At 66.5% G+C, this 13648-nt stretch carries 13 protein-coding genes; 3 read left to right on the top strand and 10 right to left on the bottom strand.

Annotation, left to right across the window (positions count from 1 at the left end):
* Positions 1–21: 21 nt before the first annotated feature.
* The 7 genes from AC5P7F_RS05595 to AC5P7F_RS05565 all read right to left on the bottom strand — a co-directional run bounded on the left by AC5P7F_RS05595 (position 22) and on the right by AC5P7F_RS05565 (position 7813).
* Positions 22–1374 (bottom strand): sensor histidine kinase, encoded by a 1353-nt coding sequence (locus AC5P7F_RS05595; RefSeq protein WP_014648489.1) that lies wholly within the window; start codon positions 1372–1374, stop codon positions 22–24.
* The gene (locus tag AC5P7F_RS05590; RefSeq protein WP_014648488.1) at positions 1371–2717 is read right to left on the bottom strand and encodes a sigma-54-dependent transcriptional regulator; all 1347 of its coding nucleotides are present in this window, start codon (positions 2715–2717) and stop codon (positions 1371–1373) included. Before AC5P7F_RS05590 ends, AC5P7F_RS05595 begins: the two co-directional genes overlap by 4 nt.
* Positions 2718–2838: 121 nt before the next feature.
* A complete protein-coding gene (locus tag AC5P7F_RS05585) occupies positions 2839–3210 on the bottom strand; it encodes a PDZ domain-containing protein (protein WP_014648487.1) in 372 nt (123 codons plus the stop codon).
* Between the two features lie 16 nt (positions 3211–3226).
* Entirely contained in the window at positions 3227–4441 is a 1215-nt protein-coding gene (locus AC5P7F_RS05580; protein WP_014648486.1) for an ABC transporter permease, read from the bottom strand.
* 21 nt (positions 4442–4462) lie between these two features.
* The gene (locus AC5P7F_RS05575) at positions 4463–5764 is read right to left on the bottom strand and encodes an ABC transporter permease (RefSeq protein WP_197641379.1); all 1302 of its coding nucleotides are present in this window, start codon (positions 5762–5764) and stop codon (positions 4463–4465) included.
* 10 nt (positions 5765–5774) lie between these two features.
* Positions 5775–6500: an ABC transporter ATP-binding protein gene (locus tag AC5P7F_RS05570; RefSeq protein ID WP_014648484.1), complete on the bottom strand. Its 726-nt coding sequence runs from the start codon at positions 6498–6500 to the stop codon at positions 5775–5777.
* 35 nt (positions 6501–6535) lie between these two features.
* The gene (locus tag AC5P7F_RS05565; RefSeq protein WP_164077337.1) at positions 6536–7813 is read right to left on the bottom strand and encodes an efflux RND transporter periplasmic adaptor subunit; all 1278 of its coding nucleotides are present in this window, start codon (positions 7811–7813) and stop codon (positions 6536–6538) included.
* 203 nt (positions 7814–8016) lie between these two features.
* Here AC5P7F_RS05565 and glmS point away from each other — a divergent pair, with 203 nt between their 5' ends.
* Together glmS and AC5P7F_RS05555 are read left to right on the top strand one after the other, a co-directional pair.
* Positions 8017–9855, top strand: coding sequence for a glutamine--fructose-6-phosphate transaminase (isomerizing) (gene glmS, locus AC5P7F_RS05560; RefSeq protein ID WP_014648482.1), 1839 nt, complete (start codon positions 8017–8019; stop codon positions 9853–9855).
* A gap of 446 nt (positions 9856–10301) precedes the next feature.
* The gene (locus AC5P7F_RS05555; RefSeq protein WP_134809320.1) at positions 10302–10733 is read left to right on the top strand and encodes a CBS domain-containing protein; all 432 of its coding nucleotides are present in this window, start codon (positions 10302–10304) and stop codon (positions 10731–10733) included.
* Between the two features lie 67 nt (positions 10734–10800).
* On the opposite strand, the gene AC5P7F_RS05550 is transcribed toward AC5P7F_RS05555, so the two are convergent.
* The gene (locus AC5P7F_RS05550; RefSeq protein ID WP_032961230.1) at positions 10801–11229 is read right to left on the bottom strand and encodes a VOC family protein; all 429 of its coding nucleotides are present in this window, start codon (positions 11227–11229) and stop codon (positions 10801–10803) included.
* Between the two features lie 90 nt (positions 11230–11319).
* Positions 11320–11835: a lactoylglutathione lyase gene (gene gloA, locus AC5P7F_RS05545; RefSeq protein ID WP_014648479.1), complete on the bottom strand. Its 516-nt coding sequence runs from the start codon at positions 11833–11835 to the stop codon at positions 11320–11322.
* 125 nt (positions 11836–11960) lie between these two features.
* Between gloA and AC5P7F_RS05540 the strand changes: the two genes are divergently transcribed.
* Positions 11961–13073, top strand: a complete 1113-nt coding sequence (locus tag AC5P7F_RS05540) for a PLP-dependent cysteine synthase family protein (protein ID WP_014038552.1) — start codon at positions 11961–11963, stop codon at positions 13071–13073.
* A gap of 138 nt (positions 13074–13211) precedes the next feature.
* Here the strand turns inward: AC5P7F_RS05540 and AC5P7F_RS05535 are convergent, their stop codons facing one another.
* On the bottom strand, positions 13212–13616 hold the full coding sequence (locus AC5P7F_RS05535) for a hypothetical protein (protein ID WP_164077336.1): 405 nt from the start codon (positions 13614–13616) through the stop codon (positions 13212–13214).
* Between the last annotated feature and the right edge of the window lie 32 nt (positions 13617–13648).

Below are 13648 nucleotides of genomic sequence, written 5' to 3'. Positions count from 1 at the left end.
GGATCTACCCGATCGGCCCGCTCAACCCACCGGCAACAGGATCGACACGCACAACCCGCCATCGCCGCGGTTCTGCAGCGACACGCGGCCACCGTGCGCTTCCACGATCTCGCGCGTCAGTGCCAACCCCAGGCCGGTGCCGTTGCGCTTGGTCGAATAGAACGGCATCAAGGCGTTCTGCAGCACCTGCTCGTTCATGCCCTTGCCGCGATCCAGTACGTCCAGGCGCAGCCATTGCGGCAGCCGCGTGAGTTGCACCTGTACGTCATCGTTGGGCGGATCGGCCTCGGCGCAGGCTTCATGCGCGTTCTTCAGAAGATTCAGCAATGCCTGCCCGAACTGCGCGATGTCGATGCGGCTGCTCAGGTCCTCGTCCGGCTCGCGTTCCATGGTGAACGGGATCTGCTGGCGCAGGCTGGACAGGAACGGCGCCCAGTGCACGGTCTGCAGTTGCGGCTGCGGCAGCTTTGCGAAGCGTGCATAGCCACGGATGAAGCCTTCCAGGTGGCGTGCGCGGTCCTCGATGGTGGTGAAGATCTCCGGCAACCGGTCGAAGCGTTCGCGCTGCACCAGCACGCCACCGGAGTGGGCCAGCGAGGCGATCGGTGCCAGTGAGTTGTTGAGCTCGTGGCTGATCACCCGGATCACCTTCTTCCACGTCTGCACTTCCTGGCGGCGCAGTTCGGCGGTGAGCAGGCGTACCAGCAGCAGGTCGTGCGGACGGCCGTTGAGCTGGAAGGCGCGGCGCGACAGGTGGTAGACCTGCTCGTCATCCTCGTCGCCGTCCTCGCCCTCGGCATGCACCGCGAACAGGCTGTCGCCGCCACGGGCGATGGCATCGCGCAGCTCTACCGGCACCTGTTCCAGCACCTCTTCCAGACGCTGGCCTTCCAGCTTCCAGCCGCCATGCAGCAGCTTGCGCGCAGCCAGGTTGGAGAACACCACGCGGGCGATGCCATCGCCGCCGGAGGCAATCAGCAGCATGGCCACCGGCGTGTTCTGCACCATGGTGTCCAGCAGCAGTTCGCGCTGCACCAGGCCCTGCCGCTGTTCGCGCAGCACATCGCCCAGCTCGCGGTGCGCCTGCACCAGGTCGCCCAGTTCGTCGTTGCCCGGCCAGTACACGCCGAAGTTGTACTCGCCGTCGCGGTAGCTGCTGGTGGTGCCGGACAGTGCACGCATCAGCGAGCGCACCGGTGCGGTGGCGCGGCGCAGGGTCCACCACATCAACGCCAGCAGGATCACGGCCGACGCCGTGGTCACCACCCAGCCATGGTTCATCCAGTACGCCAGCAGCCACGGCAGCGCAGCGGCCAGCGCCAGCACCGGCAGCAGGCGCAGGAACAGGCGGAAGGTGAACGAGCGCCGCTTCATTCGCGTGGGATGCCGTGGCGGTCCATGCGCCGGTACAGGGCCTGGCGGCTCAGGCCGAGTTCGGCAGCCGCCTGAGCGATGACGCCGTGGTTGCGTGCCAGCACGTCCTCGATGCGCTCGCGGTCGGGATCGTTGCCAGCGCTCGGTGCCGGGCGTGGCGCCGGTGCGGTGCGCGGCAGGTTCAGGTCGGCCACCTCGATGCGGTTGCCGGTCGCCAGCAGTTCGGCACGCTGGATCACGTTGCGCAGTTCGCGCACGTTGCCCGGCCACGGGTGCCGTTGCAGGGCGGCACTGGCGGCACTGGACAGCGGCTTGCCGGCCGTCAGGAAACGCTCGGCCAATGGCACGATGTCGCCCGCGCGCTCGGCCAACGGCGGTAGTACCAGTTCCACCGTATTGAGGCGGTAATAGAGATCTTCGCGGAACGTGCCGTCGCGGATCATCGCCGGCAGGTCGGCATTGGTCGCGCTGACCACGCGGACTTTGACCTGGCGTTCGCGATTGGAACCCAGGCGCTCGAAGCGGCCGGTTTCCAGCACGCGCAACAGCTTCATCTGCCCGCCCAGCGACAGGTTGCCGATCTCATCCAGGAACAGCGTGCCTCCGTCGGCGGCTTCGAACTTGCCCTCGCGTGCCTTGTTGGCGCCGGTGTAGGCGCCGGCCTCGGCACCGAACAGTTCGGCCTCGATCAGCTCCGACGGCAACGCGCCGCAGTTGACCGTGATGAACGGGCCCTTGGCCACCAGTGAATTGGCCTGGATGATCTGCGCGATCTTCTCCTTGCCGGCACCATTGGGACCGGTGATCAGCACCGGCAGCTCGGAGCGCGCGACCTGGCAGGCCAGGGCGATGACGCGCTCGCTGGCCGGATCGGCGAAGACCGCACCGCACAGGTCGTACTTTTCTTCCAGCGCATTGCGCTGGCGCAGCTCGCGGCTGCGGCGGCGGTCCAGTTCGCGCCGCGCCTCGGACAGCTCCAGCAGGTTGTTGACCGTGGTCAGCAGCTTGCGGTCGTCCCAGGGCTTGGCCAGGTAGTCGGCGGCGCCGGCCTTGACCAGGTCCACCGCGCTGCTCAGGTGGGTCCAGGCCGTCAGCAGGATCACCGGCAGGTCCGGGTGGCGTGCGCGGATCTGTGCGAACAGCGCTTCGCCCTCCTCGCCGGAGGTGGTGTCCTCGCTGAAGTTCATGTCCTGGATCACCAGGTCGACCGGCTGCGACTCGAGCAGGGCCAGCCCCTCGGCCGGGCTCTGCGCCTGCAGGGTGTCGATGTCGTGCAGGGAGAACAGCACGTCCAGTGCAGTGCCCACACTGGCGTTGTCGTCGATGATCAGGATCGAAGGCATCAAGCGGTTCTGCAGAAAGGGATGGGCGGCGCCGATGGAGCCGTGTTCGTGTCCATACGCCGGGAGAGCCCGGCGCCACCCATCAAGCATAGCCAAACCCGTAGCCGTCGGGGCGGCGGGCTCAGCGTCGGGGCGGCGGCGGTGGCGGTGCTGGCGGAGGCGGAGCGACCAGCGCCCTGCGCCAGGCAGCGGCGTCCACCGCGACCGTCAGTTCCTGCCTGTCGCGCTGCAGCAGGAGATAGGCCCTGGCGGCGCTTGAACGCCGCAGGGCCTCGGCAAGATGCTCGATCCTGCGTACGGTGGTGTCATCCACCCGCAGGATGCGATCGCCGCTGCGCACGCCGAAGCGGGCTTCCGGGCCGGCGGCTTCCACGCGCACCTGGCCTTCGCTCGAACGCAATGCCAGGCGCGCATCGTCCTGGCGCCACTCCAGTGTCTGCGAGCTGCCACCGCCGGCCAGTGCCGGCAGTGGCAGGAGCATCATCATCAGCATCCAGCGGATACGCATCTCATGCGCCCCGCGTGGCAACCGCAGGCGGTACCGCTGCCGCGCGCCGGGCCGGCCCGAACACCGCGATCTGGCCAAGCACCCACAGCAGCAGTGCGCCCAGCGGCAGGTAGTGCAGCGGCATGCGCGGCAGCTCGTACATGTTCATCAGTGCCAGGTTGATCGCATAGGCGGCCAGCATGCCCAGCACGATGCCCAGCGTGGCCAGCAGGAAGTTCTCGGTCTGGAAGTAGCGCAGGATCTGCCCACGCGTCGCGCCGAGCGCGCGACGGATACCAATCTGCTTGCTGCGCTGCTGCACCCAGAAGCTGGCCAGGCCGATGATGCCCAGTGCGGTGACCACCAGCAGCGAGATGCACACCGTGATCAGCAGCCCGACCATGGCCCTGTCGTTCTTGAAGTAGTCATTGCGCTGCGCCTCATAGGTCAGCTTCTCGCGCACCAGCCGGTTGGGGTCGTTGCGTTCAAGCGCGGCGATCGCGCCCTTGAGTACTTCCTCGCGCCGTTCCGGAGCGGTGCGCAGGACGTACGGGCCCTGGGTGAAATCGGTCCGCACAGGCAGCACCATCGACAGCGTGGTGTTGTTGTTGTAATCGGTGGGCGTGGCCAATGACGCGACAATACCCACCACGTGCAGTGGCTGCTTGCCCATGTAGAACGTCTTGCCCAGTGCGTTCTCGCCGGGGTACAGCCTGTCGGCGAGCGTGCGGCTGATGATCACCGAGGAGGCGGTATTGGTGGAGGCGTTCTTCTGTGCATCCTCGACGTTGCTGTATTCACTGGGCTGGAAGTCGCGGCCGGCGGTCAGCTGCAGTCCAAGCGTGGACAGTCCACCTTCGCCGAACATGTACATGGTGACGAAGGCGGTCGGACGTTCCTGTTCCTGCTTCAGCGAAACGCTGGTATTGGAGGAGTTCGGGCGGAACGGCAGCTGGTTGACCTTCGCGGCGGCGGTGACCCCGGGAACGGCGCGCAGGGCGGACAGGTCCTCCTGGGTGCGGGCCTGGCCATTGGTCTGCTTGCCGATGCCGCTGACCCGGACGAACACCAGCTCGTTCTCGGCCAGGCCGCTGGTCTGGCTGATCCGTTCAACGCGCTGGGTGACCAGGAACAGGGCATTGCAGACGATGGCGCAGGTCAGGGCGACTTCCAGCACGATCAGGGCGGCGGCTGTCTTGTGCCGGCGCAGGGTGCTGAGGATGGGGCGGATATCCATGGGAGGTCCTCGTACTCGTGCTTACTGCGACTTGAGCTGGATGGCCGGGGTAACCTGCATCGCGCGCCAGGCGGGCAGGAAACCAGCGGCGAGGCTGGCGAACAGGGTCAGGCCAATGGCCAGCAGCAGCATGCTGCCGTCCAGGTGGGCCAGGCTCGCGTAGTCCATGGGTTGCTGGCGCACCGCATACAGGCCGAGCAGGGCCAGGCCGATGCCGAGCACGCCGCCGGCAACGCCGATCGCACCGGCTTCAACCAGGCATTGCAGGAAGATCTGCCCACGGCTGGCACCGAGGGCGCGGCGCACGCCGATCTCGCCGCTGCGGCGCAGGAACTTCGCCAGCAGCAGGCCCACCGTGTTGACCAGGCAGACGCCGAGAAAGCCCAATGCCAGCCACATCTGCAGGCGCACGTCGCTGGGCACGGCATTCTTGAACGTCAACCACTCCATCACCGGGCGCAGGCGCACGTTGGTGGGGCGCTCGAAACGGCCCGCTGCGCGCTGCTGGTCCGAGTAGTTGGCCAGGTAGCTGCGGTAGTCCTCGACCTTGGCCGGATCCAGCTCCACCCAGTACTGGATCCAGCTGCAGGGCGCGTTGATCGAGTTGCTGCTGCCATCCGGATTCTCGCCGAAGCAGTTCATGTTGCCGTTGCTGCCGAACTCCAGGTCCATCGCAGTGGAAAACGGCACCAGCAGGTCTTCATCCTTGCCGTAGTTGCCGGTGGTCAGATCGAAGAAGTGGGGTTCGGGATTCCACTTCTTCATCACGCCGATCACCCGCAGTGAATGGCCACTCAGGCGGATCTCGCGACCGGTGCTGTCGGCACCCTGGAACAGCTTGTCGTTGATCGCTTTCGACAGCACCACCACCCGGCTGCGATTGTCATCATCGCTGCTGTTCCAGGCACGCCCGTACTGCATCGGCACGTCGAACATCGGGAAGAAATCGGCCGACGTCCAGCGCGTATCCACCGAGAACGGCTTGAGCGTGCTGAGCTCCGGTTCCACCGTGCCGCCGCCCGCGCTCATCATCGCCTGGCGGATGCCGCGCTTCTCGCGCAGCAGGGTCTCGGCGTCGCGCCGTGTCATCTGTTCCTCAGGCTCCTCACCCGGGGTATAGCCGCCGCGCGGGCGCGGATCGACCTGCACGTAGAACAGCTGGTCGCTCTTGCCGGGAATCGGGTCGCCGGACAGCACGTGGAACACCGTCAGCGTGGTCATCGAGGCACCGATGCCGAGCGCGATGGCGACCACCATCAGTGCGGTCAGGATCTTGTTGCGGCGGAAGCTGCGTACCGCCAATCGGGTGTAGTAGGCGAACATGGGAGTGCCCTCACTCGTTGACGGCAACGATGTGGCGCGGCGGGGTAGCCAGCACCGGTTCGCGCACCAGGTCGGTCACCTGGCCATCGACGATGTGCACGTTGCGCTGCGCGCGCGCGGCCAGTTCCGGGTCGTGGGTGACCATCACGATGGTGGTGCCGGCGGCATTGATCTCCTCCAGCAGTTCCATCACGCCGCGGGCCATCTGCGTATCCAGGTTGCCGGTCGGTTCGTCGGCCAGCAGCAGGCGCGGGCTGCCGGCCAGCGCACGCGCGATCGCCGCACGCTGCTGCTGGCCGCCGGACAGTTCGTTCGGGTAATGCTTCATGCGTGAGCCCAGGCCGACCTGGGTGAGCGCCTTCTCGATGCGTTCGCGGCGCTCGTTGGCACTCATCTTCCGGTAGCGCAGCGGCACGTCGACGTTGTCGAACAGGTTCAGGTCGGGAATCAGGTTGAAGCCCTGGAAGATGAAGCCGATCTTCTGGTTGCGCAGGCGGCTGCGGGCGTCATCGCCCAGCGTGCTCACGTCCTGGCCGTCAAGCAGGTAGGTGCCGCTGGTGAAGGTTTCCAGCAGGCCGGCGATGTTGAGGAAGGTGGTCTTGCCGGAGCCGGACGGGCCGGTGACCGCGACGAACTCGCCTTCCTTGACCTGCAGTTCCAGCGAGCGCAACGCGTGGGTTTCCACCTGTTCGGTGCGGAAGACCTTGGCGACCGAACGCATTTCGAGCATGTACATGGGGTGTCCTCTCTCCAGGATTCAGGTATCGGGTATCAGTTGACGGAGACGCGTTCGGCGTCCTTGAACAGGTCGCTGCCGGAGACCACGATGCGGTCGCCCGGCTGCACACCCGACTTGATTTCCACTTCGCCCAGGCTGCTGACGCCCAGTTCCACCGGACGCCGCACCGCGGTGCGGCCATCCATCACATAGGCCACGCCATTGCCCTGTTCGACGAACGGGCCGCGCTCGACCTTCAGCACGTCCTTGCGGGTATCGAGCAGCACGCGCACCGACATCCGCTGGCTCTGGCGCAGGCCTTCCGGCTGCGCGCTGGCGAAGCGCACGCGGGCGTTGACCTCGCCGTTGACCACTTCCGGCGACACCGCGCTGATCTCGCCCGGGAACGGCTTGCCATTGCCGCCGGTCAGCTGCGCCGGCATGCCGATCGCCAGGTCGCGGGCGAAGCTCTCCGGCACCTTGATCTCGACCTCGAACTTGGACAGGTCGACCACGCCCAGCACCGGCGCGTTGGCAGCCAGGTTGGTGGACTGGACCGCCTGCACCTGGCCGACCTGGCCGTCAAACGGTGCGCGCAGGGTCAGTGCGTCGACCTGGCGCTGCACTTCGGCCACCACGGCCTTCTGGCGGTCGGCCAGCAGGCGCTTGTTGCGGGCATCCAGGTCGGCGCCCTGGCTCTGCAGGCGCGCATCGGTGGTGGCGTTGGCCAGGGTGATATCGGCCTTCTTCAGCGAGTCCTTGGCCTTGGCCAGGTCGATCTGTGGCACCGCACCGCCGTCGTAGCCGCGCTGGAAGCGCTGCAGGTCGCGGTCGGCGGCCTGGCGCTCGATGGTGGCCTGGTCGGTTTCCTTGCGCGACTTGGCGCGGGCCAGGGTGGCGTCCAGCGCGGCACGGCTGGCCTCGGCTTCCAGGCCGGCCAGGGTGGCCTGTTCCTGGGCCAGCTTGCTGCGCAGTTCCGGGCTGTCGATGACCGCCAGTTCCTGGCCCTTCTTGACCACGTCACCGGCGACCACTTTCAGGTCCACGGTGCCGGCCGAGATGGCGTACAGGATCGGGCTGTTGGCGGCGATCACCCGGCCGTCGGCGGCGATGTCGCGGACCAGGTCGCCGCGCTTCACTTCGGCGATGCGCACCCGGCTGCTGTCGAAGGAGCGGCTGGCATTGGACCAGGCATGCACGGCCCAGCCGATGCCGGCCAGCAGCACGATGGCGCCCAGCGCCGGCCAGCGGAAGCGCTGCCAGTTGGCGCGGGTGGCGCCGGCCGGGGCGGAGGAAACGATCTGGTCCTGTGCGGAAGTGTCGCGGATCATCGGGTGCGTGCCTGACGGTGGTAGCCAGTACCAAGCACGTAGCGTGCCAACTTTATTTCCTTTCAGTTCAACAGGTTGGGCGGGCCGCTGGAGTGTCCGGGTGTCCGCGGACACCTTTCCGGACACTTTCATTAAGCGGACAGGAGGGGGAAGCCGGACACGCGGGCTAGAATGCGCCGATCGTCTTGAAGGAAACGCGTGACATGTGTGGAATCGTGGGTGCAATCGCCGATCGCGACGTGGTGCCGGTGCTGATCGAAGGCCTGAAGCGGCTTGAGTACCGTGGTTACGACTCCTCGGGCATCGCGGTGATTGATCACGCCGAGCGCCCCGAAGTACGTCGTGTCCGCCGCACCGGTCGCGTGTCGGAAATGGCCACGGCGGCCGAGGCCGAAGGGTTCAATGCGGTGCTGGGTATCGGCCACACCCGCTGGGCCACCCACGGCGGCGTCACCGAGGCCAACGCGCATCCGCACATCAGCCACGGCGTGGCGCTGGTGCACAACGGCATCATCGAGAACCACGAAGAGCAGCGCGAGAAGCTGCGCGCGCTGGGCTACACCTTCGAGTCGCAGACCGACACCGAAGTCATCGCGCACCTGATCCATCATCACCTGAAGGGCGGCGATGACCTGCTGGTGGCGCTGCAGCACACGGTGAAGGAGCTGACCGGCGCCTACGCGCTGGCCGTGGTCAGCCGCGCCGAGCCGGAGCGCTTCGTCTGCGCGCGCATGGGCTGCCCGCTGCTGGTGGGCCTGGGCGAGGGCGAGAACTTCGTCGCCTCCGACGTCTCGGCGGTGATCTCGGCCACCCGCAAGGTGATCTTCCTGGAAGAGGGCGACACCGCCGAGATCCGTCGCGATGGCGTGCGCATCTTCGATGAGCATGACCGGCCGGTCGAGCGCGATGTGCACCTGTCCGACGTGTCGCTGGCATCGCTGGAGCTTGGCCCGTACCGCCACTTCATGCAGAAGGAAATCCACGAGCAGCCGCGCGCGCTGGGCGACACCATCGAGGCGGCGATCGACGCCGGTGGTTTCCCGGCCGAGCTGTTCGGCAAGAATGCCGAAGCGGTGCTGTCGGGCATCGAGGGCGTGCAGATCATTGCCTGCGGCACCAGCTACTACGCCGGCCTGACCGCGCGCTACTGGATCGAAGCCATCGCCGGCCTGCCGTGCAGCGTGGAGATTGCCAGCGAGTACCGCTACCGCGCCGCGTATGCCAACCCGAAGCACCTGATCGTCACCATCTCCCAGTCCGGCGAAACGCTGGATACGATGGAGGCGCTGAAGTACGCCAAGGCGCTTGGCCACAAGCACACGCTGTCGATCTGCAACGTGCCGGAAAGCGCGATTCCGCGCGCCAGCGAGCTGGTCTGCTACACCCGCGCGGGCGCGGAGATCGGCGTGGCTTCGACCAAGGCCTTCACCACCCAGCTGGCCGCGCTGTTCCAGTTGACCGTGGTGCTGGGCAAGCTGCATGGCCGCATCGACGCGGCGCAGGAAGCGGATTACCTGGAACAGCTGCGCTTCCTGCCGGGCAGCGTGCAGCACGCGCTGAACCTGGAACCGCAGATCGCGGCGTGGGCCGAACGCTTCGCGCGCAAGTCCAATGCGCTGTTCCTGGGCCGTGGCCTGCATTACCCGATCGCGCTGGAAGGCTCGCTCAAGCTCAAGGAGATTTCCTACATCCACGCCGAGGCCTACCCGGCGGGCGAGCTGAAGCATGGCCCGCTGGCGCTGGTGGACGAGGACATGCCGGTGGTGGTGATCGCCCCCAATGACAGCCTGCTGGAGAAGGTGAAGTCGAACATGCAGGAAGTGCGCGCCCGTGGTGGCGAGCTGTTCGTGTTCGCCGACCAGGACAGCAACTTCAATGAGTCCGAAGGCGTGCACGTGATCCGCACGCCGCGCCATGCCGGCGTGCTCAGCCCGATCGTGCACACCATTCCGGTGCAGCTGCTGGCCTACCACACCGCGCTGGCACGCGGCACCGACGTGGACAAGCCGCGCAACCTGGCCAAGAGCGTGACGGTGGAGTAACACTCCCGGATCCGTCGAATGCTGCATGCGAAAAGGGGCCCGCGTGGCCCCTTTCGTTTGCGTGGTCGGCCATGCCAAGTGGGACAGCCACCGGGTGTTCTGTCCGCCGTCGGCAGCAGGCAATCATTCTTTAATGCGCGGCATCGGCTGTATTCAGCGGCGGTTTCAGCCGCGGTGCCATTCTCTGGATCGTCGGTTGGTTCCCACGACGAACTGTCCTATCGATGCCGGTAGTGACCGATGGTCGCAGTCGTAGAATCGATTTGACCGAGGTCCGGGTTGAGCGGTTGAGCCCACCTCGTTCGCGTTGCAGCACATCGCCTGCCGATCCATTCCACGCGGCGGCCGGGTGCGCCAGACGTGCGCTGAAAGGTCTGTTCCCGGGGAGGGGGCGTATCGGAAGAGCACACTTTTTTGACTTCAGTGACCTGCACCAGGAAACAAGAATGAACGTCCGCGAACTCCTGCAATCCAAGAAAGAAGCTGTCATCACCATCGACGCCGAAGACACCATCGGTGCCGCCGCCCACAAGATGAGCGCGAACAGGATCGCTGCGCTGGTGGTGATGAAGGACGATGCCCCGGTCGGCATCATTTCCGAGAAGGACATCGTGCGTGCCCTGGCCGACGACGGCCCGCAGGCCGGCCGCCGGGTGATCTCCAGCCTGCCGTCCACCGGCCTGGAAGGCATTGCGCCGGACGCGACGCTGAAGCAGGCCATGTCGTTGATGACGTACTCGCGGCGCCGTCATCTGATGGTGACCGACGGCAACCAGCTGGTCGGCATCCTCAGCCTGGGCGATATCGTGAAGAACCTGCTGGGCGAGCTGGAACTGGAAAAGGCCGTGCTTCAGGACATCTACATGGCCGCCCACTGAGGGCTGCAGCGCTGGAAGCAGGGAAGCCGGGCATTGCCCGGCTTCTTCGTTCACGGCTTCGGTGATATCAGAACGTGACCTTTACCGAGTCGGCGCTGTAGTTCGCAGGACCGTGATAGACCACTTCGATGTTGTTGCCGTCCGGGTCGAGCACGAAGGCGCCGTAGTAGCCCGGGTGGTAGGGGCGTTCGCCCGGCGCGCCGTTATCGGTGCCGCCGGCGGCGATCGCGGCGGTATGGAAGGCATCGACGGTGGCGCTGTCGCGGGCCTGGAAGGCCAGATGGTGCCGGCCGGTCAGCTGGCCGGCGGCGGCCTCGCTGCTGGCGCTGGAAATGAACAGCTCATCGGCCCAGAAGTAATCATCGCCTTCGCCGGCGATCGGGATGCCGATGGTGTCGAACACCGCCTGGTAGAAGCGGCGGCTGGCGGCCAGGTCACGCACCACCAGCTGCAGATGGTCGATCAGGCGGCCGCGGTGCAGTTCCATCGTTTCCATACGAACCTCGCAAAAAAGGGGACGGAGGGGATTAAGTCGCTTCCGGCCAATAGTGCCAGAAATGACTTAATCCCCTCCGTCCCCTTTTTGTCAGTTGGCGATGATTTCGACCCAGTAGCCGTCCGGGTCCTTGATGAAGGCCAGGTTCTTCATGCGGCCGTCGGTCAGGCGTTTCTGGAAGGTCACGCCGAGGTCCTCGAAGCGCTGGCAGGCGGCCTCGATGTCCGGCACCGACACGCAGATGTGGCCGAAGCCGCGCGGGTCGCTGTTGCCGTCGTGGTACACCGCACCGGCCTGGGTTTCGGTACCGTGGTTGTGGGTCAGTTCCAGCACGCCCGGCAGGCCGGCCATCCACAGGCGGCGCTGGCTGTCGTCTTCTGGCACCACTGCGCCGGCCGGCACGTAGGCCAGGAAGTACAGGCTGAACTGGGCGTCCGGGAAGTCGCGCTTGTCGATCAGCTGGTAACCCAGTACGCGGGTGTAGAAGTCCAGCGAGGCGGTGATGTCCTTCACCCGCAGCATGGTGTGGTTGAACACGAAGCCGCTGGTTTCGGCCGGGGCCTGGGCGGCGACGCCGGGGACATCGCGCAGGGCGGGAATGGTCATGGGGGAGGTCCTTCAGACGGGGCCGTTGCCGGCCGGATGGCGCCATTCTACCGGCCCGCACCTGACGGCACCGCGACGTACAATGGCCGGATCGCACCGTTCCGTCCTGATAACGATTGCCCGCCATGTCGCAGCGTGAATGGGTGGCCGCCGCCATCCGCAAGATCGAAGCCGATTTCAACCGTTCCGCCGATACCCATCTGATCCCGCTGGCGCTGCCCGGGTTCGAGGGCATCGACCTGTACCTGAAGGACGAGTCGAGCCATCCCACCGGCAGCCTCAAGCACCGGCTGGCGCGCTCGCTGTTCCTGTACGCGCTGGCCAACGGTTGGTTGCGCGAGGGCCGGCCAGTGATCGAGGCCTCCAGTGGCTCGACCGCCGTGTCCGAAGCCTATTTCGCGCGCCTGCTGGGCCTGCCGTTCATTGCGGTGATCCCGGCCACCACCTCGCCGGAAAAGATCGCGGCGATCGAGTTCCACGGGGGCCGCTGCCACCTGGTCGAGCGCGCCTGCGACCTCAACTGTGATTCGGAAAAGCTGGCCCGCGAAACCGGCGGCCACTTCATGGACCAGTTCACCTACGCCGAGCGGGCGACCGACTGGCGTGCCAACAACAACATCGCCGAATCCATCTTCAAGCAGATGGCCGAAGAGCCCAGCCCGGTTCCGGAATGGATCGTGTGCAGCCCGGGTACCGGCGGTACCGCCGCCACGCTGGGACGTTATGTCAGCTACCGCCGGCATGACACCCGCATCCTGTGCGCGGACCCGGAAGTGTCGGTGTTCTTCGACGGCTACAAGGCTGCCGTGGCCGGTGAACAGGACTGGCGTGGACTGACCTGTAGCGGTGGCTCGCGCGTGGAAGGCATCGGCCGGCCACGGGTGGAGCCGAGTTTCATCCCGACCAGTGTCGATGCGATGGTGAAGGTGCCCGATGCGCTGAGCCTGGCCGCGATGCGCCATGTCAGCCGCCAGCTCGGCCGCCGTGTCGGTGGCTCCACCGGCACCAACTTCATCGGCGTGCTGCAGGCCGCGCAATGGATGCGTGAGGCGGGCCACCAGGGCAGCATCGTCAGCATCCTGTGCGACAGTGGCGAGCGCTATGCGCAGAGCTATTACGACCCGGCGTGGTATGGGCGACAGGGAATCGATGTCGACGGCGCCGATGCGCAGCTGGCGGCGGCGGTGGCCGGGCAGGGGTTGCCCGAACTGCCGTGGTGCAGCCTGGAAGCGTTGTAACGCGGCAACGCACGGCCGGCTGTGCATCGGCTGGGTAGCGTCTACTGTTGGTCGACCGCTCCACGTTCAGGTCGCCAGAATCCCGCGCTGCGCGCGAAAGTCGACCCACAGTCGACTCCACCCGGTCGCCGGGGCGTCTCAATACCCCGCTGCGGTGAACGCATCCAGCACCGCATCGCGCAGCGCATCAGGCAACGCCTCGATGTCCATCGCGCGGTCATCCAGGTGCAGGCTGGGGTCCAGGATGCTGGCGCGTCCCTGGGCCAATGCCTGCAGCCACAGCAGCACGCAGATCACGAACTCGCGCTCGTGGCCCAGATGCAACTGGCTGGCGCCGCGCTCGATCACCTCGAACGGGTACCACTCCTGGGCATCGTTGAACGTGCCGCCCTGCTGCAATACCGCCCGCAGCTGCTCCAAATGGCGGGGGGCGTCGTCGCCGGCATCGCACAGCGCGGCGATCCAGGCCAGTTCTGCCGGGCTGGCGGACAGCGCCAGCGAGCGCGCCGGTGAGATGGATGCCACTGCAGCCAGACCTTCCATGTAGGGCCTCGTTCGGTAAGTACCGCTGCGGA

The sequence above is a fragment of the Stenotrophomonas sp. YJH_SMC_105-26 genome (assembly GCF_059368915.1).
Note: the sequence above shows the minus strand (reverse complement) of the source record. Positions and strands in the feature narration are given on the sequence as shown.

Coding starts and splice junctions, on each gene's coding strand:
- AC5P7F_RS05595 (WP_014648489.1), bottom strand. CDS start 1,374: ATGAAGCGGCGCTCGTTCACCTTCCGCCTGTTCCTGCGCCTGCTGCCG.
- AC5P7F_RS05590 (WP_014648488.1), bottom strand. CDS start 2,717: ATGCCTTCGATCCTGATCATCGACGACAACGCCAGTGTGGGCACTGCA.
- AC5P7F_RS05585 (WP_014648487.1), bottom strand. CDS start 3,210: ATGCTGATGATGATGCTCCTGCCACTGCCGGCACTGGCCGGCGGTGGC.
- AC5P7F_RS05580 (WP_014648486.1), bottom strand. CDS start 4,441: ATGGATATCCGCCCCATCCTCAGCACCCTGCGCCGGCACAAGACAGCC.
- AC5P7F_RS05575 (WP_197641379.1), bottom strand. CDS start 5,764: ATGTTCGCCTACTACACCCGATTGGCGGTACGCAGCTTCCGCCGCAAC.
- AC5P7F_RS05570 (WP_014648484.1), bottom strand. CDS start 6,500: ATGTACATGCTCGAAATGCGTTCGGTCGCCAAGGTCTTCCGCACCGAA.
- AC5P7F_RS05565 (WP_164077337.1), bottom strand. CDS start 7,813: ATGATCCGCGACACTTCCGCACAGGACCAGATCGTTTCCTCCGCCCCG.
- glmS (WP_014648482.1), top strand. CDS start 8,017: ATGTGTGGAATCGTGGGTGCAATCGCCGATCGCGACGTGGTGCCGGTG.
- AC5P7F_RS05555 (WP_134809320.1), top strand. CDS start 10,302: ATGAACGTCCGCGAACTCCTGCAATCCAAGAAAGAAGCTGTCATCACC.
- AC5P7F_RS05550 (WP_032961230.1), bottom strand. CDS start 11,229: ATGGAAACGATGGAACTGCACCGCGGCCGCCTGATCGACCATCTGCAG.
- gloA (WP_014648479.1), bottom strand. CDS start 11,835: ATGACCATTCCCGCCCTGCGCGATGTCCCCGGCGTCGCCGCCCAGGCC.
- AC5P7F_RS05540 (WP_014038552.1), top strand. CDS start 11,961: ATGTCGCAGCGTGAATGGGTGGCCGCCGCCATCCGCAAGATCGAAGCC.
- AC5P7F_RS05535 (WP_164077336.1), bottom strand. CDS start 13,616: ATGGAAGGTCTGGCTGCAGTGGCATCCATCTCACCGGCGCGCTCGCTG.